We start from the raw sequence: 26,039 nt of genomic DNA on the forward strand, positions 1-26,039 counted from the left end.
CCCGACCATAAGCAGACGGGATTTCCCAAGCATGACCCATTTGTTTCGCACAAGTTAACCAGGGTCCCGTCCAGGTCCCGTGGAGGAGCACCGGTACCGTGGTGGAGTGGACAACAGGCAAGCAATCGGTTCCTGGCTCTCCGGCCCCCGCGCGGCCGCCGAGGACATGGGGGTCGACTTCGGCTATCCGGGCCAGCAGCTCGGCCTGCCGCAGTCGGGGCCCGGGTCCGTGGCCCGTTTCGGGCGCCGGCTCGGCGCGGTGGCCATCGACTGGATCGGCTGCCAGCTGATCGCATACGGGCTGATCACCCATGGCGACCTGACCTCGGCGGGCAACTGGACGCTGGGGCTCTTCGTGGCCCTGGCCATCCTGACCGTGGGCACGGTGGGCTTCACCCCTGGCAAGCGGATGCTCGGCCTCCGGGTGATCTCGCAGAACGGCGGCCGTCTCGGCTTCCTCCGCGTGGTGCTCCGTACGGTGCTGCTGGCCCTGCTCATCCCGGCGCTGGTCTGGGACCGGGACGGCCGCGGACTGCACGACCGGCTCTCGGGCGCGGTCCAGGTCCGGATCTGAACCGCGGGACGCGATACGAAAGCGACACGAAAAGGGAGCGCCCCGCGAGCCGTCGGCTCGCGGGGCGCTCCCTTTTCGTATACGTGCGGTCAGCGCGGGCGCTGGCCGCGCATGCCGCGCCCGGGGACCGGGCCCTTCGGGATGGGCATGTTGCTCATGAGGTCGCCCATGGCCCGCAGCTTGTCGTTGACCGCGGTGATCTGGGGACCCGCCAGGACGCGCGGCAGCTTCAGCAGCGTCGTGCGGACCTTCTTCAGGGGCACCTCGCCCTCGCCCTCGCCCACGATGAAGTCGTGGACCGGGACGTCGGGCATGATCCGGGCCAGCTTCTTCTTCTCGGCCGCGAGCAGGGCCTTCACCCGGTTCGGGTTGCCCTCGGCGATCAGGACCACGCCCGCCTTGCCGACGGCCCGGTGGACGATGTCCTGGTTCCGGTTCATCGCGACGGCCGGGGTGGTCGTCCAGCCCCGTCCCACGTTGTCCAGTACAGCCGCGGCAGCGCCCGGCTGTCCCTCCATCTGCCCGAAGGCAGCCCGCTCGGCCCGCCGTCCGAAGACGATCGCCATCGCGAGGAACGCCACCAGGAAGCCCAGGATGCCCAGGTAGACCGGGTGGCCGATCAGGAAGCCGATCGCAAGGAAGACACCGAAGGTGACGATTCCCACGCCCGCGACGATGAGACCGACCATCGGATCGGCCTTGCGCGTCATCTTGTAGGTCAGGGCGATCTGCTTCAGTCGCCCGGGGTTCGCAGCAGTCTCTGCGTTTGACTTCCTCGCCATAAGGCGAAGTTTACGTGGCCTGCGGGGTCCGAGTCGCCGCGGCCTCCAGCACGTGTTCGGTTTCCACCCGGTCCTTGGCCCTGCGGCGGTCCTCCAGGACGGCCGTCCAGGCGTTGCGGCGGGCACCGCTCATGAGCAGCGATTCGATGCCGCGGAAGGCCTCACTGAAGGACGGAATGGCGATGGCGCGGACGGGCGCGGCCTGCATGATGTCGGTCCCTACTCTCGGTACTCGCATCGATGGCGTGTGCGGTGCGTGGATCCAGCGTCACTGATTGGTGTTACCAGGGCATGACCGGTGGGTCAAACGTGATGAAAGATTGACGCGGCCCGCCGGGCTCTCCCATATGAAAGAGCCTAGGGGCCGCGTCATCGCGCATTACTGCCTAGTAAGTTTTTGTGCCCGACTTCACACGGAGCGTGACGAAGTGGATCACGCGCCGGCGCGCTTCTCCATCGCCTGCCCGTAGAGGCGGCCGGCGCGGTACGAGGACCGGACCAGCGGGCCGGACATCACGCCGGAGAAGCCGATCTCCTCGGCCTCCTGCGCCAGCTCGACGAACTCGGCCGGCTTCACCCAGCGCTCCACGGGGTGGTGGCGCGGCGAGGGACGCAGGTACTGGGTGATGGTGATGAGCTCGCAGCCCGCCTCGTGCAGCTCCTTGAGCGCCTCCGAGACCTCCTCGCGCTCCTCGCCCATGCCCAGGATCAGGTTGGACTTGGTGACGAGGCCGTAGGCGCGGGCCTGCCGGATCACGTCGAGCGAGCGCTCGTAGCGGAAGCCGGGGCGGATCCGCTTGAAGATCCGGGGCACGGTCTCCACGTTGTGCGCGAAGACCTCGGGGCGGGAGGCGAAGACCTCCTCCAGCAGCTCCGGAACCGCGTTGAAGTCGGGGGCCAGCAGCTCGACCTTGGTGCGGCCGCCCTCGCGGCCCGCGGTCTGCTGGTGGATCTGGCGCACGGTCTCCGCGTACAGCCAGGCGCCGCCGTCGGCCAGGTCGTCGCGGGCGACGCCGGTGATGGTGGCGTAGTTCAGGTCCATCGTGACCACGGACTCGCCGACGCGGCGGGGCTCGTCCCGGTCCAGCGCCTCGGGCTTGCCGGTGTCGATCTGGCAGAAGTCACAGCGCCGGGTGCACTGGTCGCCGCCGATGAGGAACGTGGCCTCGCGGTCTTCCCAGCACTCGTAGATGTTCGGACAGCCGGCTTCCTGGCACACCGTGTGCAGCCCCTCGCCCTTCACGAGGTTCTGCATCTTCGTGTACTCGGGACCCATCTTCGCCCGGGTCTTGATCCACTCGGGCTTGCGCTCGATGGGGGTCTGGCTGTTGCGGACCTCCAGGCGCAGCATCTTGCGTCCGTCGGGTGCGACTGCGGACACGACCGGCTCCCTGTGACTTCGATTCTTCGGCGTCCACCAGGGTACGCCCGTAATTCGTACGCTCTTACGTCCGGCCAACCCGGGGACGGCCGGACGCATTCCCCGGCCCCGCCCCCGGTCGTCAGCCGGCGGCCGGCTCGGGCTCGCGCTCGATCTCGCGCGGCTTCAGCTCGGCGTGTTCCAGCACGTCCTTCAGGTGCCGTTCGACGACCGGCAGCACCTCGGCGATGGTGACCTCGCGGCCCAGTTCGTACGAGAGCGAGGTCACACCGGCGTCCCGGATCCCGCAGGGGATGATCCGGTCGAACCAGGTGCTGTCCGGGTTCACGTTGAAGGAGAAGCCGTGCATCGTGACGCCCTTGGCGACGCGGATGCCGATCGCGGCGAGCTTGCGGTCCTCGCGGCGCTGGCCGGCGTTGGACGGGGCGTACTCGGGACCGTTGAGGCGGGCGTCGAACTCGTCGTCGCCTATCCGGGGGTCGAAGTCGAGGGAGAGGCCGCCGATCTTCGGACGCTCCTCCACGGGGTCGCCGAGGACCCAGACGCCCGAGCGGCCCTCCACCCGGGTGGTCTCCACGCCGAACTCGGCCGCGGTGCGGATGAGGGCCTCCTCCAGGCGGCGCACGTGGGCGACCACGTCGACCGGGCGGGGCAGCTTCATGATCGGGTAGCCGACCAGCTGGCCCGGGCCGTGCCAGGTGATCTTGCCGCCGCGGTCCACGTCGATGACGGGGGTGCCGTCGAGCGGACGCTCGCTGGGGTCGGTGCGGCGGCCGGCGGTGTAGACGGGCTCGTGCTCCACCATCAGGCAGGTGTCGTCGATCTCGTCGGCGAAGCGGGCCGCGTGGACGCGCCGCTGCTCCTCCCAGGCCTCGGTGTACTCGACGGATTCCGGCCCGAAGCCCAGATGGACAAACCGAAGCTCAGTCACCGCAGCGCCTCCTCGTTGAACCTGCTGTGTGCACGTATCCGCACCGGTCCAAGAGTACGGCGGCCCGCGCGCGGCCCTTCAGGCCCCCGGAGCGGACCCCTCCGCGGCGTCCGCGGCGGGCTCCGCGGCCTCCGGCTGCGGGGCCGGGAGCCGGCGGGGCCGCCTGCGGCCGGCCGGCGGCCGGTCCGGGTCCTCGTCGGCGCCCGGCAGCGGCCGGTGGCCCTCGGAGTGATCGTTGACCCAGCCGCACACCCCGCACGCGTAGCGGCCGTCGAGTCCCGCGATGTGGGTACCGCAGCGGCGGCACTGCCCCTCGGTGAGCCCGGGGGCGGGCAGCGGGGCGCCGGGCTGCGCGTGCGCGTGCGCGTCGGGCGGATGCGCCCCGTGGGGCCGGCGGCTCATGGGGTCGCAGCTTACGCGGGGGGAGGGTGCCGGTCCGTAAAGAGCCCTACCCATTCTGCACACGATCGGATGAATGTGGGGCAGAGAGGGCGGCACAGGCGGAGTTGGCCGCTACATTCACGCCGTTCACAGGGCCGGGACTCCGGTCCGACACGTACGGGAACCGTGGAGCCGATGACGGAACGACCTGCCCAGCGCGTCCCCAACCGGCAGCTCGCGGCGCTGATCGCGGAAGCCGGGTTCTCCAACGCCGGGCTCGCCCGCCGCGTCGACCAGCTGGGGCTGGAGCACGGGCTGGATCTGCGGTACGACAAGACCTCCGTGACCCGGTGGCTGCGCGGCCAGCAGCCGCGGGGCACCACGCCGGCCCTGATCGCGGAGGTCTTCACCCGGCGCCTGGGGCGTCGGCTGTCGGCACAGGACCTGGGCCTGGACGCGTGCGCGCCCGTGTACGCGGGGCTGGAGTTCGCGGCCACCCCGGAGGAGGCCGTGGACATCGCCAGCGGGCTGTGGCGCAAGGACTCCGGCTCGCACGCCGAGCTGCGCAAGATCGCCTTCACCCCGGCCGGGCTGGTGGTGCCCAGCCGGGACTGGCTGATCGGGCGGGCCGACGAGCGGGTGGGGCGCGGCGCCGATCCCGCCGCCCGGGTCCCGCTCCAGGGCCGCACCTCGGTGCCCCGGCAGCGGCAGATCGACCGGGGGCCCGGGCAGCGGGTCACGGGCGGGGACATCGCCGCGCTGCGGTCGGTGAGCGAGCTGTTCCGCACCCTGGACCACGCCTACGGCGGCGGGCACGCCCGCCAGGCCCTGGTGCGCTACCTGGAGCACGAGGCCGAGCCGATGCTGCGCGGCACCTACGGGGAGACCACCGGGCGCCGGCTGTTCTCGGCCGCCGCCGACCTGACCCGGCTCGCGGGCTGGACCTCGTACGACATCGCCGCGCACGGGCTGGCCCAGCGGTACTTCGTCCAGGCCCTGCGGCTCGCGCAGGCGGCCGGGGACCGGCCGTACGGGTCGTACGTGCTGGTCACGATGAGCCGCCAGGCGGTCTACCTCGGCCACGGCCGGGAGGCGGTGCAGCTGGCCCGGGTCGCCCAGCAGGGCGTGGGCTCGGGCCCGCCGCCGGTGGTGCAGTCGCTGCTGCACGCGGCCGAGGCGCGGGGGCACGCGGTGCTGGGCGAGGTCCGGGCGGCGACGGCCTCGCTGGTGCGGGCCGAACGGGCGCTGGGCGCGGCCCGGCCGGGGGACGACGTACCGCACTGGGCGCGGGCCTTCGACGAGGCGCAGCTGGCGGACGAGTTCGGGCACTGCCACCGCGACCTCCAGCAGTACCGGGCCTCCGCCCAGCACGCGGAGCGCTCGCTCCAGCTCCGCTCGCCGGGGTACGCGCGCTCGCGGCTGTTCTGCCGGGTGGTGCTGGCGACGGCCCGGCTGGGGCTGGGCGAGCTGGACCAGGCGTGCGCGCTGGGGGCGGAGGCGGCGCAGCAGGCGAGCGAGATGCGGTCGGTGAGGGCGGTGGAGTACGTACGGGACTTCGAACGCCGACTGGAACCGTACCGGGACGCCGCGGCGGTACGAACGTACCGAGACCGGGTCTCCGCCCTCTCCTGACGCCCCCCTCGCGCGCGGCTCGGCCCCGGGGCCCCCGGGGCGCCGGGGCCCTGCGCTGGGGGCGGCTCCCGGCGGCCAGGGCCAGGGCTGCGGCGGGGGCCAGCCCGGCCCCGGCCCCCGCCCCATGCCGGCGTGGGCCGGAGCTTGGGTCGGGGTCGGGCAGGGGCGGATCCGGGCCTGGGCGCCAGGCGCGTGCCCAGGCCCGGGGGCCTGGCCCTCAGGCCGCTACCGGGAGGACGGGCTCCGGGTGGCTCTGGAGGGGGATGCCGAAGTCGCGTAGCAGGGCCGTGGCGGCGCGGCGGGCGGAGTGGAGGGCGCCCTGGACGGTGTTGGAGTCGCGGTGGTCGCCGCAGACGTAGAGCCCGGCCAGGACCCGTACGGGCCGCTGCCGGTCGTGCGGCGGGGGCATGGCCGGGACGGCCTCCGGGGTGTGGTGGACGGCCAGCAGCTCCCAGTCCCGGGTCGGGGTGTCGTAGAGCCGGGCCAGCCGGGCGGCGACCGTGCGGGTGGGCGGCGGGGGGCCGTGCACGGTGGTGGTGACCAGGCTGCGGTCGGCCGGGGCCCGGGTGGGGTCGACCGCGCTCATCACGGTGGTGTGGGCGACGGGCCACTTGGGGTCGGCGTCCAGGAGCAGCGATCCGTCCCAGGGCAGGGGCTCGGGGGTCGCGTGGTGGATGACGGTGACCTCGTGGAAGGCGGGCACCCGCAGCCCCGGGAGCAGTTCGGCGGCGGCACGGGCACCGGTGGCGAGGAGGACGGCGCGACAGCCGAAGTCGCCGTGCTCCTCGGTGGTGACCAGGTTCGTCGCCACCGAGCGCACCCGGATCCCGGTCCGTACGGTGCCGGGCGGCAGGCCGGCGGCCAGCAGGTCGGGCAGGGTCGCCGCGCCGCCCTCGGGTACGGCGAGCCGGCCGCGGGCGAAGGTGCGCAGGGCGAGGTCGGCGACCCGGCTGGAGGTGCCGAGGTCCGGGTCGCGCAGCAGGGCGGAGAGCAGGGGCCGCAGGATCCCGTTGACGGTGCGCGGCGGCAGGCCGCGGGAGCCGAGGGCCGCGAGGGCGGTGCGTTCGGGCCGGGCGAGGACGCGGTCCGGGGGCAGCGCGGCCAGGCGGGCGAGGGCGGCGCTGAGCCGGGCCTGGTCGAGCGAGCCGCTGGCCAGCGCGCGGGCGGGGGTGAGGGCCCCGGCCCGCTGCCGTTTGCCGTCGGCGCCGTGCACCAGGACGCCGGGGGCGAAGGGGCGCAGGGTCAGGCCCGCGAGGCCCGGGGTGCGGGCGGGTTCGGTGTACGCGGTGTTGAGGAGCTGGCCGACGCGGTCGAGGCGGAAGCCGTCGGCCGATGCGGTGGCCATGCGGCCGCCGGGGTCGTCGGTGGTCTCCAGGACGCTGACGGTGACCCCGGCGGCGATCAGGTGGTGCGCTGCCGCGAGTCCTGAGACTCCGGCTCCTACGATGACGACGTCGCTGCTGAGCACGTGCCCCTCCCCGAGGTCGGCGCGGCGGCTGTGTGGGGATCCTTCTTCCCCCAACGGGCTCCGGGAGAACCCGAGTCCGGCGCGGTATTGCGCACAACTCCGGTCGCACGACGGTCGCATGCGGGTCACAAGCGGTCGCACATGAACGCGGGATGCGCCGGACCAGCGCCGGACCAACGGCGGAGCGGCGCCTAGACCAGAGCCGCCTTGATGGCCTCCTCGATGCCGGGGTGGGCGAACTCGAACCCGGCGTCCAACAGCCGTGCGGGCCTGGCCCGCTGACTCCCCAGCACGTCCTGGGAGAACTCCCCGAGCACGACGCGCAGCACGGGCGCGGGGACGGCGCACAGTGTCGGCCGGTGCAGTACGCGGCCCATGGCGGCGGTGACCTCACGGTTGGTCAGCGGCTCGGGGGCGGTGAGGTTGAACGGCCCGGAGAGCCCGTCCGTCTCCATCAGGAACCTCAGGGCGGCGATCTCGTCCCGCATCGAGATGTACGGCCAGTACTGCCGGCCGTTGCCGAGCCGGCCGCCGATCCCGGCCCGGAAGACGGGGAACAGCCGGCCCCAGGCGCCGCCCTCGGCGGAGACCACCAGCCCGGTCCGGGCGAACACGGTCCGGATCCCGGCGTCCCGCGCGGGGGCGGCGGCGGCCTCCCACTCGACGCAGACGGACGGCAGGAAGCCGGTGCCGGCGGGCGCTGACTCGTCGACGGCCCGGTCGCCGGTGTCCCCGTAGTACCCGACGGCGGACCCGCACACGAAGACCGGCGGCGGGGTGTCGAGCGCCGCCATCGCCCGGGCGAGGGCGGCGGTCCCGAGCACCCGGCTGTCGCGGATCTCCCTCTTGTACGCGTCCGTCCACCGGTGGTCGCCCACCCCGGCCCCGGCGAGGTGCACGACGGCGTCGCACCCCTTGAGCCCGTCGGGGTCGACGTGGCCGCTCGCGGGGTCCCACCGCGCCTCCCCCGGGCCGGCGGGGGGCCGGCGGACGAAGCGGACGGTGTCGTGGCCGTCGGCGTGCAGGGAGCGGACGAGGGCCTTCCCGATGAGGCCGGAGGCCCCGGTGATGGCGATGCGCATGGGGGTAGTCTCCCCTGCCGGACCCGCCGTTGCCGCTGCGCGGGGCGGGGTCAGCCGGCGCCCAGCCAGGTGCCCACCGCGTAGGTGACCGCCATCGCCAAGGCCCCGCCCAGGACATTCCGCAGGACCGCCCGCGGCACCGGCGCCCCGCCCAACCGCGCGCTCACCACCCCGCACAGCGTCAGCGCCCCCAGCACCCCCACCACGGTCACCGGCACCCGCACCGACGCCCCCGGCAGGACGATCGCCAGCAGCGGCAGCACCGCCCCCACCGTGAAGGCCACCAGACTCGCGAACGCCGCGTGCCACGGGTTCGCCAGCTCGTCGGGCTCGATCCCCAGCTCCACCCGCGCGTGCGCCCTCAGCGCATCCCGCTCCGTCAGCTGTTCGGCGGCCTCCCGGGCCACCGCCCGGCTCAGCCCGCGCGCGGCCAGCATCTCCGTCAGCTCGTCGAGCTCCGCCTCCGGCTCCTCCGCCAGCTCCCGCCGCTCCAGGTCCAGCGCCGCCCGCTCCGAGTCCCGCTGCGAGCTGACCGACACGTACTCCCCCGCCGCCATCGACAGCGAACCGGCCAGCAGACCGGCCACCCCGGCCGTGAGGATGGCCGTGCGCGAGGTGGTGGCGCCGGCCACGCCCACCACCAGGCCGGCCGTGGAGATGATCCCGTCGTTGGCGCCGAGCACCCCGGCCCGCAGCCAGTTCAGCCGGGTGCTGATCGTCGCGCTCTGCGTCTGCGTCACGCCACCACTCTCGCGGCCCCCGCCCGGCCGGTCCAGCCCGCCGGGGCCACCCGGCGTGCGCGGCCCCGGACCCCGTACCAGGGTGGAGGGGTGAGAGCAGGGGCGCGACGGAGGGTGAGGCTGGGACGGGACGAGCCCGGCTGGCTGCACGGGGCCCCGCCGCCCCGGTGGGCCCGGATCGCGCCCGTGGTGGCGCTGGTGGCGCTCTGCGCCGCCCAGTGGACCACCGCCACCGCCGAGCTCGGCTACTTCCTGGCGGCCCTGCCGGCCGTGGCCGCCTTCTCGTACGGGGCCCTCGGGTCCGCCGCCTTCGCCGTCGTGGTGCTGATCCTCCTCGGCGTCCCCCAGCTCGGGGTCGGCCACGCCCGCGGCGCCGACCTGGCCACCGTGGCCACGGTGGGCCTGCTCAGCGTGGTCATCGCCTGGGTGCGGCGGCGCCGCGACGCGCAGCTGGTCAGCGTCCGCACCGTCGCGGAGGCCGCCCAGCTGGCGGTGCTGCCGCCGGTCCCGGAGCGGGTGGGCGGAGTGGGCTGCGCGGGGCTGTACCGGGCGGCCCAGCGGGGCACGCTGGTCGGCGGCGACCTGTACGACGTACGGGCCGGGCCGTACGGGGTGCGGGTGCTGGTCGGGGACGTCCAGGGGCACGGGCTGGCGGCCGTCGGGACGGTGGCCTCGCTGCTCGGCGCCTTCCGGGAGGCGGTGCTGGACGACCCGGGGCTGGCGGCGGTCGCGGCCCGGCTGGACCGGCGGCTGGCGGCCGACGCGGCGGCGGAGTCCGTGGCGCACCCGGAACTGTTCGCGACGGCCGTGCTGCTGGAGTTCCCGCCGGAACTGGACCTCGTACGGATCGTGTCGTGCGGGCATCCGCCGGTCCTGCTGCTGCGGGACCGCGCGGTGACGGAGCTGGCCGCCGAACCGGGCCCGCCGCTGGGCCTGGGCCTTGCCGGGCCGGCCCTCCCCGAGGTGGCGGAACTGCCGCTACTGCCGGGCGACCGGCTGCTCGCGCACACCGACGGGGTCACGGAGGCCCGGGACGCGTCGGGGTTCTTCTACCCGCTGGCCAGCCGGGTCCCGGTCCTGGCGGGCGACCCGGCGGGCCTGCCGGCGGCGCTGTGGCAGGACCTCGCGGCCTTCACCGGGGGCGGGCCGCGCGATGACGTGGCACTGCTGGTGCTGTCGCCCGAACAGCGGCTGTCCGGCGGTGCGGGATCTCCGTAGATTCAGGGGGCATGCACTGCGCGTCCTCGTGCCGACACCTGTAGGAGCCGCCATGTCCATGCCGATGCTGGTGATCCAGGGAACCTTCCGGGCCAAGGGCTTCCGGCCCGACGGCGACACCATCGACTTCACACCGGACGACCCGGCCGACTGGAAGCTGGTGCCCGGCACCAGGCCGGTCCTACCGAGATCGGACGGCAACGCCGCGATCCGGATGGAGGGCATCGACGCGCTGGAGACCCACTACGGCGACAAGACCTCGCCCACGGGCGTCCAGCACCAGCCCCTGAAGCTCGCGCACGCCGCCGCGAACGAGCTCCTGACGCTGCTCGGCTTCACCGACTTCCACCGGGTGGAGCCCGAACCCGGCGACCCGCCGAACCCGGAAGCCGAGAAGATCATCAGCACCATCCCCGAGGTCACGCACGGCTACGTGCTCGCCCGGGGCGCCGACGTCTTCGGCCGGTGCGTCGGCCTGGCCGGCAAGGGCTTCCCGCCCGCCCCCAACGGCTACCTGATCGACATCGACGAGCGCGCGCTGAAGAACACCGCCAACTACCAGCTGGTCAAGGCCGGCCTGGCCTACCCGACCTACTACAGCGAGTTCCCCGAGCTCCTGCGCGCCTCCCTCACCGCGGCGGCGGCGACGGCGCGGAGCGCCGGGACGGGCGTGTGGGCGAAGGACGTGACCCTCACCGGGGCGAAGGTCAGCGGGCTGGACTCGCTCACGACCGACGACGGGGCCGTGATCCTCCCGAAGCTCTTCCGCCGCCTGAAGGACTACCTGGACCTCAACCGGCCGGACCCGTCGCTGTCCTGTTTCCGCGCCTATCTGGCGGGGGCCTCGGAGGACAGGTTCTACCTCCAGGGAAAGCCCGAGCTGTTCAGCGGCCTGCACCACATCGTCGAGGTCACCGACGGCGCCGGCCCCCACAGCGTGAAGATGACCCACGCGGCCGAGGAGATCGTCTTCGTGGAGAAGTGAACCCCGGCTGACGGGCGGGCCGGCGGCCCGCCCGTCAGCCCGCCCACCGCTCAGCCGGCGTTCGCGACGATGAAAGCGCGGACCATCCGGCAGGTGAGGTTGGACGGCCGGTGGATCCCCACCCGGACGGCCATCGTCCGTATCTTGCGGTTGGTCGCGCGCTTGGCGTCGTACGTCCCCGTGTCGAGCAGGGAGATCGCCAGCCGCATCGCCTTCAGACGGCGGTTGTGGTTCTCGTACCACTCGCGGGGCAGCCCCGCCGGCAGCGGCTTCCTCTTGGGCATCACAATGCTCGCGGCAGCGGCCATCTACAGCCTCCCAAACGGTAGTTGGCTTCCTGTCGTTCTCCTTCGATTTTACCGGGGGGCACTGACAAAAGCCCTGGCCGGACAGGGATCCGACGGCACCTGGCTAGGCTTTCGGGCATGGAGATCTGGATCAACCCCGCCTGTTCGAAGTGCCGCAGCGCACTGACCCTGCTGGACGCGGAGGGCGCCGAGTACACCGTGCGCCGCTACCTGGAGGACGTACCGTCCGAGGCCGAGATCCGCGAGGTGCTGGGCCGCCTCGGCCTGGAGCCGTGGGACATCACGCGCACCTCCGACCCCCTGGCGAAGGAGACCGGCGTACGGGACCTCCCGCGCGAGGCGACGGACGAGGCCCGCGCCCGCTGGGTCACCCACCTCGCCACCCACCCGAAGCTGATCCAGCGCCCGATCATCACCGCCGAGGACGGCACGGCGGTGGTGGCCCGCTCGGAGGAGGCGGTCCGCGAGGCCCTGTCGCGGAAGGCGTAGGCGGGGGCGGGACCGGGGCCGGGGTGACCGGGGCCGGTCAGGGTGCCAGGAGGCGGGCGACCTCACCGGCCGCCGCCAGCGGCAGCGCGTGGTGCGAGACCCCGCGCAGCAGGCGGACCCTCGCCCCCGGCAGCCCGGCCCGCGTGGCGACGGCCGTCGCCCGGGTGGCGTCGTGGCAGCGGGCGCGCTCGGCGAAGAGGACGTCGATGGGGAAGGGGGCGAGCCCCGTCAGGTCCGGGCGGGGGCCGGTGGCGGGCCTGGCGGCCGGGAACGCGGCGCCCGCCTCCTGCAGGCGCAGCCAGGCCGGGTCGAGCGGAACCCCTCCGGTCTCCCAGGCGAGGAACGAGCGGATCCGCCCCGGGGTGGGCCGCAGCAGCATGGGCAGCGCCCGCAGCACGTAGCGGGGGTCCAGCCCGGCGAAGACCCGGGTGGGGTCGAGCAGCACGAGCCGGTCGAGCCGCCGGCGCGGTGCGTACCAGCCCGCGCGGCGGTCGGCGTAATGGGCGGCGATCCAGGCCCCGTAGGAGTGGCCGGCGAGGGTGACGCGCCCCTCGGGCACGAGCCCGTCCAGGACCGCATCGAGCCAGACGGCCAGGTCCTCCGGCGTCCGCACCGCCCGGCCGGGCGCCGGGACGCTGAGCCCCGGCTCCCCCATCAGGTCCACGGCGTACACCCGCCTCCCCCGGGCGAGCCCGGCGGCGACACAGGACCCCCAGACGGTGGAGGTGGCCCCGCCCCCGCCGGGCAGCAGGACCAGCGGCGGGGCCCCGGCGGGGCCACAGACGTTGACGCGGGTGACCCCGTGGGGCGTGGGCACCTCGACGGCTTCGACGGGCACGGGCCACCGGGCCAGGACCTCGTCGTAGGCGGCACGGTAGGACGGTGCAGGGGACACGGCTGGCTCTCCGGATCTGCTCGAAACACGTCGACAGGCGATAATCTCGCTCAGCGAGAGATCAGCTTAGGCGGGAGGCCGCGTGCACGACAACGCCCTGGAACTGGTGCACCTGCTGCGGGCGGTGACGGTCGAATTCGGCCTGCGGCAGGCGGAGTTCGCCGCCGCCAACGGGATGCACCCGACCGACGTACGGGCCCTGATCTGCCTCCTGGACGCCGCCCGCGCCGCCGAACCGGCCACGGCGGGCCTCCTGGGCACCCGCCTGGGCCTCAACTCGGCCGGCACGACGGCGGTGATCGACCGCCTGGAACGCCTGGGCCACGTCGAACGCCTCCGCGACCCCCACGACCGCCGCCGCGTCCTGCTGTCCGTCACCCCGGAGGCGATCCACCTGGGCCAGACCTTCTTCGGCCCGGCGATCGAGACGCTGACGGAGGCGCTGGCAGGGCTGACGCGGGAGGAACGGGAGGCGGTGCGGGGGTTCCTGACCACGGCGCAGGTGGCGTTCGGGGGGTGAGGGGTCCGGGGGTGGGCAGGGCCTGAGCCGGGCGGTCTCAGGGAAGGGTTGGGGTTTTCCCGTCAGTCTCATCGTCCTTCCGTGGCGGGAAACCCCCAACCCTTCTCTGAGGCCGCCGAGTAAGGCCCCGCCCATCCGTGGTCCCGGTCGACCCTCCGCTCCCGGCCCCGTCTCTTCACCTCGCCCCCACCCCGCACCTCGTAGGGTGGGCCCGACGCCAAACGGCGCAAACCGCACCGAATCAGGACCAGCACCCCATGACCGACGACCAGCACCACCACCAGCCCCCCACCGCCCCACCCCTCCCCCCGCCCCGGCGCGGGGCCGACTGGATGTTCGGCGGGGTGTACGGGACCGTGCTGGCCAGTGGGCTGTTGGCGGCGCTCGATCAGAAAGGTGGGGAGTACACCCCCTTCTACGACGCCAGCTGGGTCCTCGTCACCGCCGCCACCGCCGGGCTCGCCCACGGGTACTCGCACCACATGACCACCCACCAGGCCGGCTCCGCCGCGCACCGGTGGCGGTTGCTGGTGCGGGCGCTGTGGAACGAGTGGCCGATGATCGCCGCCACCCTGCCCACCGTGCTGCTGCTCCTGCTGGCCGGGATCGCGCGCTGGGAGTCGTACGGGGTGACGGCCGTCGGGCTCGGGCTGAACACCGCGCTGCTCTTCGCCTGGGGTTCCTTCGTGGCGATCCGGGTCGGCTACCGGATCACGTCGGCGCTGCTCATCGGCCTGGCCGACGCCGCCATCGGCCTGGCCATCATCGTGGCCAACGCGCTGATCAAGTGAGCGCGGCGGCCAGCTGGTCCTCCGCCTCCGCGAGGATCTCCGTCAGCCGGGCGCCGAACTCCGCCCCGCGCGGGTCCGGGACGCCCGTGCGGGCTGCGGTGAGGACGGCGTCCAGGGCGCGGCCGTAGGCGCCGGGTACGTCGCTCCAGCCGGGCAGGGAGAAGACGCCCTCGGCTCCGCGCAGCTCCAGCCCGACCCCGGCCGCCGCGCGCGGCGCGCCCAGGCTGAGGACGGCCGTGCTGGCGGCTCCGGAGGCGTGCCGCAGGGCCAGCTGCACCAGGTCGGACGGGCCCCGGCTGGCGGTGACGGAGGTGACCTCGCCCAGGACCGGGATCAGGACGGACAGGGCGTGCGGGCCGACGTCCCACAGGCCGCCCTTGGCCTTGCGCCAGGGCGAGTCGGCGTACGCGCTGGGTTCGCCGGCGGGCGGGAAGACGGCGCCGAGCCAGTGCGCGGAGGCGGTGAACCAGCCGCTGCGCCCGGCCTGTTCGAGGACCCAGCCGGCGGTGGGCTCGGCGAAGCGGAGGGTGAGGAAGACGACGGAGGCGACCCCGTGCGCGGCGGCGGCGTCGGCGACGGCGCGGGCGTCCCGGACCGTGGTGGCGACGGGCTTGTCGAGCAGCAGGTGGCAGCCGGCGGCGGCCGCGCGCACGGCGAGCGGGGCCTGGACGTCCGGCGGCAGGGCGAAGGCCGCGACGTTGCAGTCCGCGAACAGCGCGTCGGGGTCTTCGTACACCTTCGCCCCGTGCGCGTCCGCCAGCTCGGCGGCCGCTTCGGGCCGGCGGCCCCAGACGCCGACGAAGTCGGAGCCGGCGTGGGCGGCGAGGGCGGGGGCGTGGGTGCGGCGGGCCCAGGGGCCGGTGCCCAGCAGGCCGACGCGGGGGCGGGGGCGGCCGGAGACCCGCTCGGAGCCCTCCCCGGATGAGTTGAAATCGTACGAAATGCTCACCTGCTCAGTCTGCCCCACTCGGACGGGTGTGCAGCCGCCGACCCGCACACGCCCACCCGACCTGCGGTGTAAACCCCGGTAACACGGGATTCACACACGGGCAACGGATGAGAAATCGCCAAGGAGGACGCTTTTGGACAGACCGAAGCCCCAGAGTCAGGATGGATGGGCCCGTGAGCTACAAGGCTGAGTACATCTGGATCGACGGCACCGAGCCGACGGCGAAGCTCCGCTCCAAGACGAAGATCCTGGCGGACGGGGCGGAGCTGCCGATCTGGGGCTTCGACGGTTCGAGCACGAACCAGGCGGAGGGCCACGCCTCCGACCGCGTCCTGCAGCCGGTCTTCTCCTGCCCGGACCCGATCCGCGGGGGCGACAACATCCTGGTGCTGTGCGAGGTCCTGAACATCGACATGACCCCGCACGAGTCGAACACCCGCGCGCTGCTGCGTCCGGTCGCCGAGAAGTTCGCCGCGCAGGAGCCCGTCTTCGGCATCGAGCAGGAGTACACCTTCTTCGAAGGCGCCCGCCCGCTCGGTTTCCCCGTCAACGGGTTCCCGGCCGCGCAGGGCGGCTACTACTGCGGCGTCGGCGCGGACGAGATCTTCGGCCGCGAGATCGTCGAGAAGCACCTGGACCACTGTCTGGCCGCCGGTCTGGAGATCTCGGGCATCAACGCCGAGGTCATGCCGGGCCAGTGGGAGTTCCAGGTCGGTCCGGTGGGCCCGCTGGAGGTCTCCGACCAGCTGTGGATCGCGCGCTGGCTGCTGTACCGCACGGCCGAGGACTTCAACGTGTCGGCGACGCTGAACCCGAAGCCGGTCAAGGGCGACTGGAACGGGGCGGGTGCGCACACCAACTTCTCGACGAAGGCGATGCGCGAGGACTACCGCGCGATCATCTCCGCGTGCGAGGCGCTGGGCGACGGCAGCAAGCCGCTCGACCACGTCAAGAACTACGGCGCCGGCATCGACGAGCGCCTGACGGGGCTGCACGAGACGGCCCCCTGGAACGAGTTCAGCTACGGCGTCTCGGACCGCGGCGCGTCGGTCCGCATCCCGTGGCAGGTGGAGAAGGACGGCAAGGGCTACATCGAGGACCGCCGTCCGAACGCGAACGTGGACCCGTACGTGGTGACCCGCCTGATCGTGGACACCTGCTGCACCGGTCTGGAGAAGGACGGCCTGGTCTGACACCGGCGTCTCCCGTATCCGACGCGTCGCGCCCGCCCTCCCTTCGGGGAGGGCGGGCGCGTCGCGTTGTCGTCGTGGGGTGGGACGGATCTGCCCACCATCCGATACGGGCGACCGGAGCAGACGGGCGGGAGTGACTTTCCGGCTGACGGTTTGTCGGGATTGTTGCGGCCTGACGAAGGCTTGACATCTGAATTTGAGATTCCGCTCCAGCAGGTGAGACACGGCCTGCCCCGGGCCGTTGGTTTCTGCTTCAATGGCGCTCATGGCCAGCCATTCGAACTCCCCGACAGGTCGCAGCGACCTGGAGCCCTTCTGGCCGTCCCGTCAGGACCACGATTTCGACCGGGTGTGTTGCCGCGCCGAGAACGCGCCGGCCCTCTAAAGCCTTCCGGGACCCGTCACCAGACCCGCCCGGGGCCTTCGGTCTGCGCGGTACGCAACGACTACGTGCATACGCACACCAGCACATGCACACGTACGTCTTCTGCCGACCACTCCGCGTGAAAGAGCCGATCACTCATGGCGAACACCCGCTCCCTCACTTCCGCCGCCTCCGCTGCGACTTCCGCTCCCCTGCCCTTCCCGCCCGTCCCGAACGGTCCGCGCCACCGGCTGCGGGCCGTGGACCGGGACGAGGTGGCCCGGGTGGTGGACCTGCTCCCGCCGGGCGCCACCTGGCTGCCCGCGCCCCAGCACGCCGTGCCCTCGCTGCCCGGCCAGCCGCCGATGGTCGGCTACCTGGTCCTCGTACCGGCCGACCAGCAGCCGATCGCCTTCGCCCCGCAGTCCGTTCCCGTACCGGGACCCGTCGCCTCCGCCCAGCCTGCGGTCCAGCCCTCGACGACGACTGGGGACGCGCTCGTGCGGATCGACGCCGCGCGGCGCACGGCGGAGGTCGACGGCGAACTGCTGGACCTCACCTACCTGGAGTTCGAGCTGCTGGCCCACCTGGTGGCCCACCCGCACCGGGTGCACAGCCGGGACCAGCTGGTGACCACGGTGTGGGGCTACGGCCACGTCGGCGACGGCCGGACGGTCGACGTCCACATCGCCCGCCTGCGCCGCAAGCTGGGCGCCGCGCACCGCGGTGCGATCCAGACCGTCCGCCGTGTGGGGTACAAGTACACGCCGTGACGGCGGGGAAGGCAGGCACGGCGGTGGGCCCGTGCCCGTACGCGGCCGCGGCCGCGTACGTAAGAGCCCACCGCCGTGGCCGTTACGCGGCCCGGGCCGCGCGCCTGCGGGTGGCGAAGCCGAGGGCGACGTCCACGACGAGGAAGGCCAGCAGGCTGATCCCCAGCAGCGGGACGAACCATCCGATGACCGCCGTCACGCCGGCGAACGGCAGCAGCACGGTCACCGGCAGCCTGCGCCAGGCGCCGCGCGGCTGGGCACGGCCGACGGAGAGGGTGCGCTCCTTGGTGGGCCGGCGCATCCACCACATCCGGTAGCCCCAGACGATCAGGAACATCACCGCGACGGCGAGCGCCGCCAGCGCGATCTGGTTGGCGATCCCGAAGGTCAGACCCATGTGCAGGTCGATCCCGAAGCGGGTCAGCTGCGCCAGGAGCGGGTAGTCGGCGAAGCGGAGCTGGTCCATGACCCGGCCGTCGGCGGGGTCGACGGCGACCGAGTCGAGGTGGACGGGCAGGGTCTTGTCGGCCTCCTTGATCACGTAGCCCTTGCCCTTGGCGGGCAGGGTGACGCGCAGGCTCTCGGTGACCCCGGCGGCGCGGGCGGCGGCGACGGCCTTGTCGATGCCGATGTCGGTGGCGGGCATCGGCATGGACATCTCCGTGCCGTCGGGCATGACGTGGCCGGCGTGCTCGTCGCCGCCGGCGGGGGCCCCGGAGCCCGGCTTCAGCTGGGCGGCGACGGAGGGGGTGGCCCCGCCGAGCCGGTCCTGGAGCTGCCCGATGTTCTCACCGGCGTACTTCGACCAGGTCAGGCCGGTCGCGGAGAGGCCGACGAGGCCGACGGCGGCCCAGAGGCCGATGCTGCCGTGCCAGGACAGGGTCTTGCGGCGGCCGGAGGCGGCGCGGTCGGGCAGGACGAGGCGGGCCTTGCGGGTGCGGCGGCGGCCGATCCACAGGGCGAGCCCGCCGAGGGTGACCACCCACAGCCAGCTGGCGGCGAGTTCGCTGTAGTTCCGGCCGAACTCCCCGAGCTGAAGGCTGGCGTGGAACTCGCTCAGCCAGGCGCGCAGGGGCAGCGCGTCACCGCTGGTGGTGAGGTGGCCGCGGACCTCGGCGGTGTAGGGGTCGACGAACACGGTGAGGGTCTCGCCCTCCGCCAGCCCCGGGTCCTCCATGACCACCCGGGTGGTGGCGTCGGGCTCGGGCGCGGGCCACACGCCCACGACCTTGCCCTGGGGCTCGGCGGCCTTGGCGGCCTTCACCTGGGTGCTGAGCGGGACGGCGGCTTCGCCGACCTGGTCGACGGTCAGCTCGTGGGAGTAGAGGATCCGCTCGGCCTGCCAGGAGCCGGCGTAGAGCAGACCGGTGGCGGCGGCGAGGAAAAGGACCGGGGCTATGAGCAGCCCGGCGTAGAAGTGCACGCGCAGGAGCAGAGGCCGCAGCCCGGCCCACCCACGCTTGGCTCCGCCGGTCCCGCGGGCAGCCTCGGCTTCGGCTCCGCCCTGGGTTCCGGCTTCCGGGCCGGGCGCGGAGGCCGCGTCGGCGGCGGGTTCGGGTGCGGGTGCCGCTGCCGCTGCGGGCGCAGGGGCGGGGCCGGGCGCGTGGGTGCCCTGCGCCGTGGGGGCCGGGTCGGGCGCGGGGGCGCTCTGGGGCGCGGGGGTGGGCTGGGTCGCGGCCTCGGTACCCCGCGCGGGGGTGTCCGTGAGGTCGTCAAGGGACATGTCGGTCCTAGGGTTCGGCGAAACGAGGGGATCGGCCCCTGGTCTCGCCACCCCCTCGCCAACGGAGGGTGCGCCGCCGGTCAGGCGGCGGCGCGGGCAGGGAGCGGCCAGGGGGCCGTGGTACGGGTGTTCCGCCGCCCGGGCGGGCCCCGGCGGACCGCGGTGTGGGCGTGTACGGCTCCGCGCAGCCGGCGCGGCCGTTCGTACGGGGGGCGCTGCGCGGGCGGGCCCGGTACGGGGGCCGGCCGGGTACGGAGCAGTGCGAGGACGCGGGCGAGCGGCCGGGCGGCCAGCAGCGCGGTGGCCCCAAGGGCCCCGGCCAGCCGGAACAGAGCCGCCTCGCCCCGGGCGAGCCAGAAGGCGCAGAACAGCCCGGCGAGCAGGTGCGCGGCGACCATCCCGAGGCCACCGTGCCCGGCCATCCCGAGCAGATCGGCGAGCCCGCCCATGCCGGTGGCGGTGGCGTCGGCCAGCCCGGCGGAATGCGACATGCCGGCCGGGTCGTGCATCCCGGCGGAGTGCACCGCCCCGGCGGCGTCCGCCAGCCCGGGGGCGTGCGGGAGCCCGACGATATGAGGCATCCCCGCGCCGGCCGCGTCCGCCAGTCCGGCCGGGTCGGACACCCCTGCGGCGTCGGCCGCCCCGGGGGCGTGGGGCAGCCCCGCGACGCCGGGGGCGTCCGGCAGGCCGGCCGGGGTCGCCGGTGCGGCGGCGTGCGGGGGCCCGGCGGGGTTGGCGGGCGCGGGTGCCTGGGCTGGGGCGTGGGTCGTGTCGGGCGGCGGCGGGGTGGCGTGGGTGTGGGTCTGGCCGGTGGAGAAGGCTGCGTGCAGGGCGGCCTGGAGCGTCAGCAGGGCCGTCGTGATGCCCAGGGGGCCGCGGCGGCGGCCGGTGGCCGTCCAGGCGAGTGTGGCGGTGGCGGCGAAGGCGCCGAGGAGCCAGGGCAGGGGGATGTCCGTGCCCGACATGTGGGCGTGCCCCACCGCGGCCAGCGCCACGCACACCGCCGCGAACATCGCGGCGCGCGGGGCGCGCATCGGCACGCGTGGGCGGGATTCAGACATGTCCCGGTCATGCTCTCACGGGGCCCGGCGCCGTACGCGTCAGGGCCGTATCCGATCATGGACGGGTGAATCCACTGCCATGGTCATGGTCGCCGCTCCCCCTGGGGCCGCTGGGCGCGCTCTACACCGGCGGGGTCCAGCTCGGGGCCCACGCCCTGGAGCGGCTGGCCCCGGCCGAGCGGGAGCGGATGCTGCGCGACTGGTCGACCAACGTCGACAACCTCGACGGCGGCCGCTGGGAGACCCTGCTGAGCAGCGCGCTCGTCGTCGAGGAGCCGATGCCGCTGCCGTACGCCCTGCTGCTGGTCGCGGTGCTGGGCTACGCGGAGTACGCGTACGGGGCCTGGTGGACGGCCGCGGTGTTCCTCTTCGGGCACGCCTCGGCGACGCTCCTCGTCTACGGGGTGCTGCGCCGCACGGCCGACCGCGAGACCCGCCGGGCCCTGGACGTCGGTACGAGCTACGGGTTCAACGCCGTCCTCGGCGCCCTGACCTCGGCGCTGCCCCGCGGGGCGGTCCGCACGACGGCCCGGGCCGGGCTGCTGGCGCTCGCCGTGCGGCCGGTGCTGCGGCGCGAGCGGACCTTCACCGACGCCGGCCACCTCGTGGCGCTGGGCCTCGGGATCGGGGTCTCATGCGCCGTCGATTATCTTTCCGGATCAAACCGTCGCAAAATCGCTCATATCTAAGCGGTGGCGTGACAGCGGCCGCCACCGCTGCACGACCACGCCTGACACGAGTCACCTCACCCCGCACGGACGGGCCGGCCGCCCGCACCGCGCGCAGAAGCTGGAGCCGCCACGATGACCGTCACGTCCTCCATCACCGTCGCCAACCTCCGCGACCTCGGCGGCACTCCGCTCCCCGGAGGCCGCACCGTCCGCTCCGGCCTGCTCCTGCGCTCCGGCGCCCTCGACCGGCTCGACCTCGACGCCGACCCGGCGGTGGCCGCGCTGGGTCTGCGCACGGTCATCGACCTGCGCAGCGAGGCCGAGCGGGCCGACCACCCGGACCGGATACCGGACGGCGTCCGCCTGCTCGTGCGCGACGTCCTCGCGGACAAGATCAACAACGGCCGGATGCCCGCCGCCACCCAGCTCAAGGACCTCCTCGCCGACCCGGCGGTGGCCGAGGAGCACCTGGGCGGGGGCAAGGCGCAGGCCCTGTTCGGCACGGTCTACCGGTCCTTCGTCAGCACCGGCTCCGCGCACGCCGCGTACCGGACGCTGCTCACCGAGGCAGCCGACCCGCAGGCGGGCCCGCTGCTCTTCCACTGCACGGCCGGCAAGGACCGTACGGGCTGGGGCGCGACGGTGCTGCTGTCGCTGCTCGGCGCCGACGAGGACACCCTGATGGCCGAGTACCTGTCGGTGAACCCGGCGGTGAAGGCCGCCTTCGCCCCAATGATCGAGGGCTTCACCGGCGCCGGCGGGGACCCGGACATCGCGCTGGCGCTGATCGGCGTGTTCCCCTCTTACCTGGAAGCGGGCCTGGACGAGGTCTACCTGCGCTTCGGCTCGATGGAGAAGTACGTCCGCGAGGGCCTGAACGTCCCGGACGAGACCGTCGAGGCGCTGCGCGCCCGGCTCATCGCCTGACCGGCCGATCCGGCCCGACGTCACGCCCGGCGTGCCCGAATCATCCGAACGTGTGCGCTGATGCGGGTGACCATCCCATGATTCGCTCGTTCTGCTGAACGTGACTGCGCCGGATACCGCCACCCGCCCCCTGCCCCCCGACGTCGAGCAGGCCGAGGCCGCCATCGTCGAGCACTACCCGCGGCTGGTGCGGCTCGCCTACCTGGTGCTGCCGCCCTCCCTCGGCCGCAACCGGCGGGTGCTCACCGCCCATTCGCTGACCCAGCGCGCGCTGCCGCGCGGGCGGCGGGCCGCCGACGCCGCAGGGGTGCAGGGCGGGGTGCCGGCGCAGCGGGGCGGGCTGGGCGGGCCCGAGTCCGGGTACGCGTACGTACGGCTGCGCGTGCTGCGGTCCGCCCTGGAGGCGGGGGTCCCGCTGACGTTCAGGGCGCTTCCGCTGCGCGGGCAGCTTCCGGCGCTGCTCCCGCAGGTGTGGGGGCTGCGGCTGTTCCCTCGGGCGGGCGGGGCCGAGGAACTGGCACTGGACCAGTGGCTGGCCACGCTGAACGGCCCGGGCCGGGCGGCGTGCGTGCTGCGGGCGCTGGAGGGGCTGGCGGAGCCGGACGTGCTGCGGGTGCTCGCCGAGGCCGGGGTGGCCGACCCGGCGGCCGCGGTCGCGGAGTCCGGGGATCCGGCGCACGACGACCTGTTCTCCTCCCCCGAGTTCGACCCGTGCGTGCTCCAGGCCCGGCCCACCGACCTGCTGCGCCGCCGCCGCTTCGCGCGGGCGGCCGTGGCCGGGGCGGCCGCGCTCGCGGTGTGCGGGGCGCTGCTGGCGCTGCCGGGCGGCGGCTGGGGGACGGACGGGCCGGCCGCCCCGCCGTACGCGCGCAACGCGGCGGCGGAGCAGGCCCTGGATCCCGCGCAGCTGGTGCGGGCCACGCCGGCGGCGTGGCGGACGTCCTCCCGTACGGACTACTCCACCTGGCCGGCGCGCGGCGACCGGGCCGGGGACACCGAGCTGCTGCGGCGGGCGCTGGCCGTGTGGGCCCGCCCCGGCAAGGCGGTGGTGGTCTCGGCCACCCCCGGCACCCCCGCGGGGCCGCCGATGGGGCCGCCGCAGCTGCTGTTCGCGGGGGCCGTCGACCAGGCGGTGGTGGTGCTGCTGTACGACGGGCTGCGCGTGGTGCGCTACGCCGAGCCGCGCAACGGGACGGCCGGCGCCGCGCTCGACTTCGCGCGGACGGACGGGGCGACGGCGGACACCGCGACCGCCCTGGTGCTCAGCCGGGTCGACGGCAACGTCCGCTATCTGACGGCCCCCTGGGTGACCGGGGCCGCCCTGCGCGACCTGCTCAAGCCCGGCGAGCAGCCGGCCGCGCTGAAGCTCACCCCGGACGGGCTCACCCCGCCGGTGCTGGGTCCTGCGGCGAACGGCGAGTGCACCGGCTGGAACGCGCTGGCCCTGACGGGCGACGGCGCGACCCGGCTGGTCACCGACCTGGGCGAGCTGACCCCGGCCCGGCTGACGTCGGGCGCGCCGGGTGCCGCTCGGGACGTGACGGAGGCGGCGGAGCTCGGCGAGTGGTCGAAGACGGCGTGCCTGCTGCCGTCGGTGCGGTCGCACGGGGTGCGGTCCGTCAACGCGTGGACGTACGCGAAGCAGCCGCTGCCGGAGGGCGACGGGGCGGCGACCTGGCTGTGCAGCCGGGCGGAGACCTGGCAGGGCGCGGCCGACCGGGTGCAGGTCCAGTTCCTGGCGCCGGGGGCGGCGCTGGCCGCGCAGGCGGCCAAGGCGGAGGGCTCGGCGGCGTGCGGGACGCGGGAGCCGCGGGTGCTGGCCGGGGTGCTGTGGAAGTCCCGGGCGGGGCAGTGGTACGTCCTGGCGGCGGGAAGCGCACAGTTCACCTCGCTGACGGCGACGGGCGGCGGGGTGAACGGCAGCGCGAACGGGAACCGGCTGGCGGTGAAGGCGCCGGAGGGGGCGCAGGTGGATCTGTCGGGGCGGCTGACGGATGGGAGCCGAGCCGGGGCGCTCCGCTAGGTTTCGGGGGGCCTCGGGGCCTCGGGGGCGCGGCTGGGTGTTCGGCTGCGGGCCGGGGGTGGCTGGGCGCGCAGTTCCCCGCGCCCCTGAGGGGGCAGCCGCCGGGTGTTGGGTGCGGGTGGTTCGTGGCTGAGCGCGCAGTTCCCCGCGCCCCTGGGGGGTGCGCCGTCGTGTGTCGGGTGCGGATTTTCGGGGTGCCGGGGGGTTTCCCTGCGTCTTACCCCTCAGTACATTGACGCCATGTCTAATACGCCGCTCGCGCCCGCCTCCGTGGCGTCGGAACACATAGACCTCCAGGCGCGGAACGTCTCCTTCTCCTGGGACGACACCCCGCTGCACTGGCTGCCCGGCGAGCCCTTCGCCGGGCACACCATCAACGTGCTGCACCTGCTGCTGCCCGCCGGTGAGCGGTGGTTCGTGCACGTCTACAAGCAGGTGCTCCCGTACATCACGGACGAGCGGCTGCGGGCGGACGTCGTCGGGTTCATCGGGCAGGAGGCCATGCACGCCGCCGCGCACGACGACGTGCTCCCCCACCTCAAGCGCCTCGGCCTGGACCCGACCCCCTACACCGCGCAGGTCGACTGGCTCTTCGAGAAGCTCCTCGGCGACCGCACCCTGCCGCCCGGCCGGGCCCGGAAGTGGTGGCTGATGGAGCGCGTCGCGATGATCGCGGCCATCGAGCACTACACGGCGTTCCTCGGCAACTGGGTGCTCAACGCGGAGGAGCTGGACCGGCGGGGCGCCGACCCGATGATGCTGGACCTGCTGCGCTGGCACGGCGCCGAGGAGGTCGAGCACCGCTCGGTGGCCTTCGACCTGTTCATGCACGTGGACGGCAACTACCGCCGCCGGGCCCGGACCTGGGCCACCGCCTTCGCCGCCCTGGTGTTCCTGTGGCAGCGCGGCGCCCGCTTCTTCCTGGAGAACGACCCCCAGCTGCCCGGCGCCAAGGCCTCCCTCGGCCAGTTCCACCGCGCGGGGCGGAAGGGGCTCCTGCCCTCCACCGGGGCGATGGTGAGGTCCGTTCCGACCTACCTCTCCCGGACCTACCACCCCTCCCAGGAGGGCTCCACCGCCCAGGCACAGGCCTACCTGGCCTCCTCCCCCGGTGCGAACGGCGGGGTGCGGCCGTGAGGCGGGCCCTGGCCGTCACGGCGGTGGCGGGGGCCGCCGTCCTGACCCGGCGCGCGCTGCGCAAGCGGATAGGCCGCTCCCCCCTGTGGCCGCTCCCGGCCCTGGAGACCCCGATATCGGGCCACTCCCCGCGCCGCTGGCTGCGCACCCTGATCGTCTCGCGGACGGAGCCGGCCGAGGGCGTGCTGCGGCTGGTGCTGGAGTCGGACGAGCTGCCGTCCTGGACCCCGGGCGCGCACGTGGACGTACGGCTCCCCTCGGGGCTGGTGCGGCAGTACTCGCTGTGCGGGGACCCGGCCGAGCCCGGCCGCTACACGATCGCGGTCCGGCTGGTCGAGGACGGGCGGGGCGGCTCGCGCGAGGCGCACGCCCAGCTGGTGGAGGGGGCGGAACTGGAGGTGCGGGCGCCGCGCAACCGGTTCGAGCTGCTGCCCGCCCCCTCGTACGCCTTCGTCGCGGGCGGCATCGGGATCACCCCGGTCCTGCCCATGCTCCGCGCGGCGACGGCGGCGGGCGCCGACTGGACCCTGCTGTACGGGGGGCGTTCGCGCGCCTCGATGCCGTTCCTGCCCGAACTCGCCGCGTACGGGGACCGGGTGACGGTCGTCCCGCAGGACGAGGCGGGCCTGCCCGACCTGGCCCCGCTGGCCGGGATCCGGCCGGGCACCCTGGTGTACTGCTGCGGCCCGGACCCGCTGATGGACGCGGTCAAGGAAGCGGCCCCCGACCCGTCGGCCGTGCACCTGGAACGGTTCGGTGCGGCGGCGACCGGCCCGGCGAAGGCCTTCACCGTCGAACTCGCCCGCACGGGCGGCACGGTCGAGGTCGCGGCCGACGAGTCCGCCCTGAGCGCGGTGCGCCGGGCCCTGCCCGACACCCCGTACTCCTGCGAGCAGGGCTTCTGCGGGACCTGCCGGCACCGGGTGCTGGCGGGCACCGTCGACCACCGCGACGAGCTCCTGACCGACGAGGAGCGCGCGGACTCGATGCTGCTGTGCGTCTCCCGCGCCGCCTCGGACCGGCTGACGCTGGACCTCTGAA

Annotated in this window: 27 protein-coding genes; 14 read left to right on the forward strand and 13 right to left on the reverse strand. The window is 74.3% G+C overall.

Translation table 11 applies throughout. The features are described from left to right. Positions 1 to 106 precede the first annotated feature (106 nt). Positions 107 to 574, forward strand: coding sequence for an RDD family protein (locus AB0F18_RS08455; protein WP_362056323.1), 468 nt, complete (start codon positions 107 to 109; stop codon positions 572 to 574). An 89-nt stretch (positions 575 to 663) separates the two neighbouring features. On the opposite strand, the gene AB0F18_RS08460 is transcribed toward AB0F18_RS08455, so the two are convergent. From AB0F18_RS08460 to AB0F18_RS08480, 5 genes are all read right to left on the reverse strand, one after another. Beyond that, entirely contained in the window at positions 664 to 1,356 is a 693-nt protein-coding gene (locus AB0F18_RS08460) for a DUF4191 domain-containing protein (protein WP_362056324.1), read from the reverse strand. A 10-nt stretch (positions 1,357 to 1,366) separates the two neighbouring features. Beyond that, positions 1,367 to 1,564 carry a hypothetical protein gene (locus AB0F18_RS08465; protein ID WP_079426347.1) on the reverse strand — a complete coding sequence of 66 codons (198 nt, stop codon included), beginning with the start codon at positions 1,562 to 1,564 and terminating at the stop codon, positions 1,367 to 1,369. A gap of 225 nt (positions 1,565 to 1,789) precedes the next feature. Beyond that, entirely contained in the window at positions 1,790 to 2,737 is a 948-nt protein-coding gene (gene lipA / locus AB0F18_RS08470) for a lipoyl synthase (protein WP_362056326.1), read from the reverse strand. Between the two features lie 121 nt (positions 2,738 to 2,858). Beyond that, complete coding sequence (gene lipB, locus AB0F18_RS08475; protein WP_362056328.1) at positions 2,859 to 3,668, reverse strand: lipoyl(octanoyl) transferase LipB; 810 nt, start codon at positions 3,666 to 3,668, stop codon at positions 2,859 to 2,861. 78 nt (positions 3,669 to 3,746) lie between these two features. Continuing rightward, entirely contained in the window at positions 3,747 to 4,070 is a 324-nt protein-coding gene (locus AB0F18_RS08480) for a hypothetical protein (protein WP_362056330.1), read from the reverse strand. A 174-nt stretch (positions 4,071 to 4,244) separates the two neighbouring features. Between AB0F18_RS08480 and AB0F18_RS08485 the strand changes: the two genes are divergently transcribed. After that, positions 4,245 to 5,681, forward strand: a complete 1,437-nt coding sequence (locus AB0F18_RS08485) for a regulator (RefSeq protein ID WP_362056331.1) — start codon at positions 4,245 to 4,247, stop codon at positions 5,679 to 5,681. Positions 5,682 to 5,898: 217 nt separating this feature from the next. Here the strand turns inward: AB0F18_RS08485 and AB0F18_RS08490 are convergent, their stop codons facing one another. The 3 genes from AB0F18_RS08490 to AB0F18_RS08500 form a co-directional block, all read right to left on the reverse strand. Continuing rightward, on the reverse strand, positions 5,899 to 7,149 hold the full coding sequence (locus AB0F18_RS08490) for an FAD-dependent oxidoreductase (RefSeq protein ID WP_362056333.1): 1,251 nt from the start codon (positions 7,147 to 7,149) through the stop codon (positions 5,899 to 5,901). Between the two features lie 191 nt (positions 7,150 to 7,340). After that, positions 7,341 to 8,231: a TIGR01777 family oxidoreductase gene (locus AB0F18_RS08495; protein WP_362056335.1), complete on the reverse strand. Its 891-nt coding sequence runs from the start codon at positions 8,229 to 8,231 to the stop codon at positions 7,341 to 7,343. A 50-nt stretch (positions 8,232 to 8,281) separates the two neighbouring features. Then, positions 8,282 to 8,971, reverse strand: a complete 690-nt coding sequence (locus tag AB0F18_RS08500; RefSeq protein ID WP_362056337.1) for a VIT family protein — start codon at positions 8,969 to 8,971, stop codon at positions 8,282 to 8,284. Positions 8,972 to 9,085: 114 nt separating this feature from the next. On the opposite strand from AB0F18_RS08500, the gene AB0F18_RS08505 reads away from it, so the two are divergent. Then, entirely contained in the window at positions 9,086 to 10,189 is a 1,104-nt protein-coding gene (locus AB0F18_RS08505) for a PP2C family protein-serine/threonine phosphatase (protein WP_362056339.1), read from the forward strand. Positions 10,190 to 10,241: 52 nt separating this feature from the next. After that, positions 10,242 to 11,174 carry a nuclease gene (locus tag AB0F18_RS08510; RefSeq protein WP_362056341.1) on the forward strand — a complete coding sequence of 311 codons (933 nt, stop codon included), beginning with the start codon at positions 10,242 to 10,244 and terminating at the stop codon, positions 11,172 to 11,174. Positions 11,175 to 11,224: 50 nt separating this feature from the next. Here the strand turns inward: AB0F18_RS08510 and AB0F18_RS08515 are convergent, their stop codons facing one another. Continuing rightward, positions 11,225 to 11,482, reverse strand: a complete 258-nt coding sequence (locus AB0F18_RS08515) for a hypothetical protein (RefSeq protein WP_362056343.1) — start codon at positions 11,480 to 11,482, stop codon at positions 11,225 to 11,227. 117 nt (positions 11,483 to 11,599) lie between these two features. On the opposite strand from AB0F18_RS08515, the gene AB0F18_RS08520 reads away from it, so the two are divergent. Next, on the forward strand, positions 11,600 to 11,971 hold the full coding sequence (locus tag AB0F18_RS08520) for an ArsC/Spx/MgsR family protein (RefSeq protein ID WP_362056344.1): 372 nt from the start codon (positions 11,600 to 11,602) through the stop codon (positions 11,969 to 11,971). 37 nt (positions 11,972 to 12,008) lie between these two features. Here the strand turns inward: AB0F18_RS08520 and AB0F18_RS08525 are convergent, their stop codons facing one another. After that, complete coding sequence (locus tag AB0F18_RS08525; protein ID WP_362056346.1) at positions 12,009 to 12,866, reverse strand: alpha/beta fold hydrolase; 858 nt, start codon at positions 12,864 to 12,866, stop codon at positions 12,009 to 12,011. An 82-nt stretch (positions 12,867 to 12,948) separates the two neighbouring features. Between AB0F18_RS08525 and AB0F18_RS08530 the strand changes: the two genes are divergently transcribed. Then, positions 12,949 to 13,386 (forward strand): MarR family transcriptional regulator, encoded by a 438-nt coding sequence (locus AB0F18_RS08530; RefSeq protein ID WP_362056347.1) that lies wholly within the window; start codon positions 12,949 to 12,951, stop codon positions 13,384 to 13,386. Positions 13,387 to 13,643: 257 nt separating this feature from the next. Further along, on the forward strand, positions 13,644 to 14,177 hold the full coding sequence (locus AB0F18_RS08535) for a hypothetical protein (RefSeq protein WP_362056349.1): 534 nt from the start codon (positions 13,644 to 13,646) through the stop codon (positions 14,175 to 14,177). On the opposite strand, the gene AB0F18_RS08540 is transcribed toward AB0F18_RS08535, so the two are convergent. Then, positions 14,170 to 15,120 (reverse strand): Gfo/Idh/MocA family oxidoreductase, encoded by a 951-nt coding sequence (locus AB0F18_RS08540; RefSeq protein WP_362056388.1) that lies wholly within the window; start codon positions 15,118 to 15,120, stop codon positions 14,170 to 14,172. The two genes, AB0F18_RS08535 and AB0F18_RS08540, sit on opposite strands and share 8 nt — an antisense overlap. A 179-nt stretch (positions 15,121 to 15,299) precedes the next feature. On the opposite strand from AB0F18_RS08540, the gene glnII reads away from it, so the two are divergent. Together glnII and AB0F18_RS08550 are read left to right on the forward strand one after the other, a co-directional pair. After that, positions 15,300 to 16,319 carry a glutamine synthetase gene (glnII, locus tag AB0F18_RS08545; protein WP_362056351.1) on the forward strand — a complete coding sequence of 340 codons (1,020 nt, stop codon included), beginning with the start codon at positions 15,300 to 15,302 and terminating at the stop codon, positions 16,317 to 16,319. A 522-nt stretch (positions 16,320 to 16,841) separates the two neighbouring features. Next, positions 16,842 to 17,456, forward strand: coding sequence for a winged helix-turn-helix domain-containing protein (locus tag AB0F18_RS08550; RefSeq protein ID WP_362056353.1), 615 nt, complete (start codon positions 16,842 to 16,844; stop codon positions 17,454 to 17,456). A gap of 82 nt (positions 17,457 to 17,538) precedes the next feature. Here AB0F18_RS08550 and AB0F18_RS08555 read toward each other — a convergent pair whose 3' ends face one another. Further along, entirely contained in the window at positions 17,539 to 19,179 is a 1,641-nt protein-coding gene (locus tag AB0F18_RS08555; RefSeq protein ID WP_362056354.1) for a PepSY domain-containing protein, read from the reverse strand. An 80-nt stretch (positions 19,180 to 19,259) separates the two neighbouring features. Continuing rightward, the gene (locus tag AB0F18_RS08560) at positions 19,260 to 20,240 is read right to left on the reverse strand and encodes a hypothetical protein (protein WP_362056356.1); all 981 of its coding nucleotides are present in this window, start codon (positions 20,238 to 20,240) and stop codon (positions 19,260 to 19,262) included. Between the two features lie 65 nt (positions 20,241 to 20,305). Here AB0F18_RS08560 and AB0F18_RS08565 point away from each other — a divergent pair, with 65 nt between their 5' ends. The 5 genes from AB0F18_RS08565 to AB0F18_RS08585 all read left to right on the forward strand — a co-directional run bounded on the left by AB0F18_RS08565 (position 20,306) and on the right by AB0F18_RS08585 (position 26,038). Further along, positions 20,306 to 20,929, forward strand: coding sequence for a rhomboid-like protein (locus AB0F18_RS08565; RefSeq protein ID WP_362056358.1), 624 nt, complete (start codon positions 20,306 to 20,308; stop codon positions 20,927 to 20,929). 114 nt (positions 20,930 to 21,043) lie between these two features. Further along, a complete protein-coding gene (locus AB0F18_RS08570) occupies positions 21,044 to 21,838 on the forward strand; it encodes a tyrosine-protein phosphatase (RefSeq protein ID WP_362056360.1) in 795 nt (264 codons plus the stop codon). Between the two features lie 100 nt (positions 21,839 to 21,938). Continuing rightward, positions 21,939 to 23,861 (forward strand): hypothetical protein, encoded by a 1,923-nt coding sequence (locus tag AB0F18_RS08575; protein WP_362056362.1) that lies wholly within the window; start codon positions 21,939 to 21,941, stop codon positions 23,859 to 23,861. Between the two features lie 240 nt (positions 23,862 to 24,101). Then, positions 24,102 to 24,998, forward strand: a complete 897-nt coding sequence (locus AB0F18_RS08580; protein WP_362056364.1) for a metal-dependent hydrolase — start codon at positions 24,102 to 24,104, stop codon at positions 24,996 to 24,998. Further along, complete coding sequence (locus AB0F18_RS08585) at positions 24,995 to 26,038, forward strand: PDR/VanB family oxidoreductase (RefSeq protein ID WP_362056365.1); 1,044 nt, start codon at positions 24,995 to 24,997, stop codon at positions 26,036 to 26,038. The genes AB0F18_RS08580 and AB0F18_RS08585 overlap by 4 nt, the downstream gene beginning before the upstream one ends. Position 26,039 lies beyond the last annotated feature (1 nt).

The sequence above is a fragment of the Streptomyces sp. NPDC029216 genome (assembly GCF_040648015.1).
Taxonomy (GTDB): Bacteria; Actinomycetota; Actinomycetes; order Streptomycetales; family Streptomycetaceae; genus Streptomyces.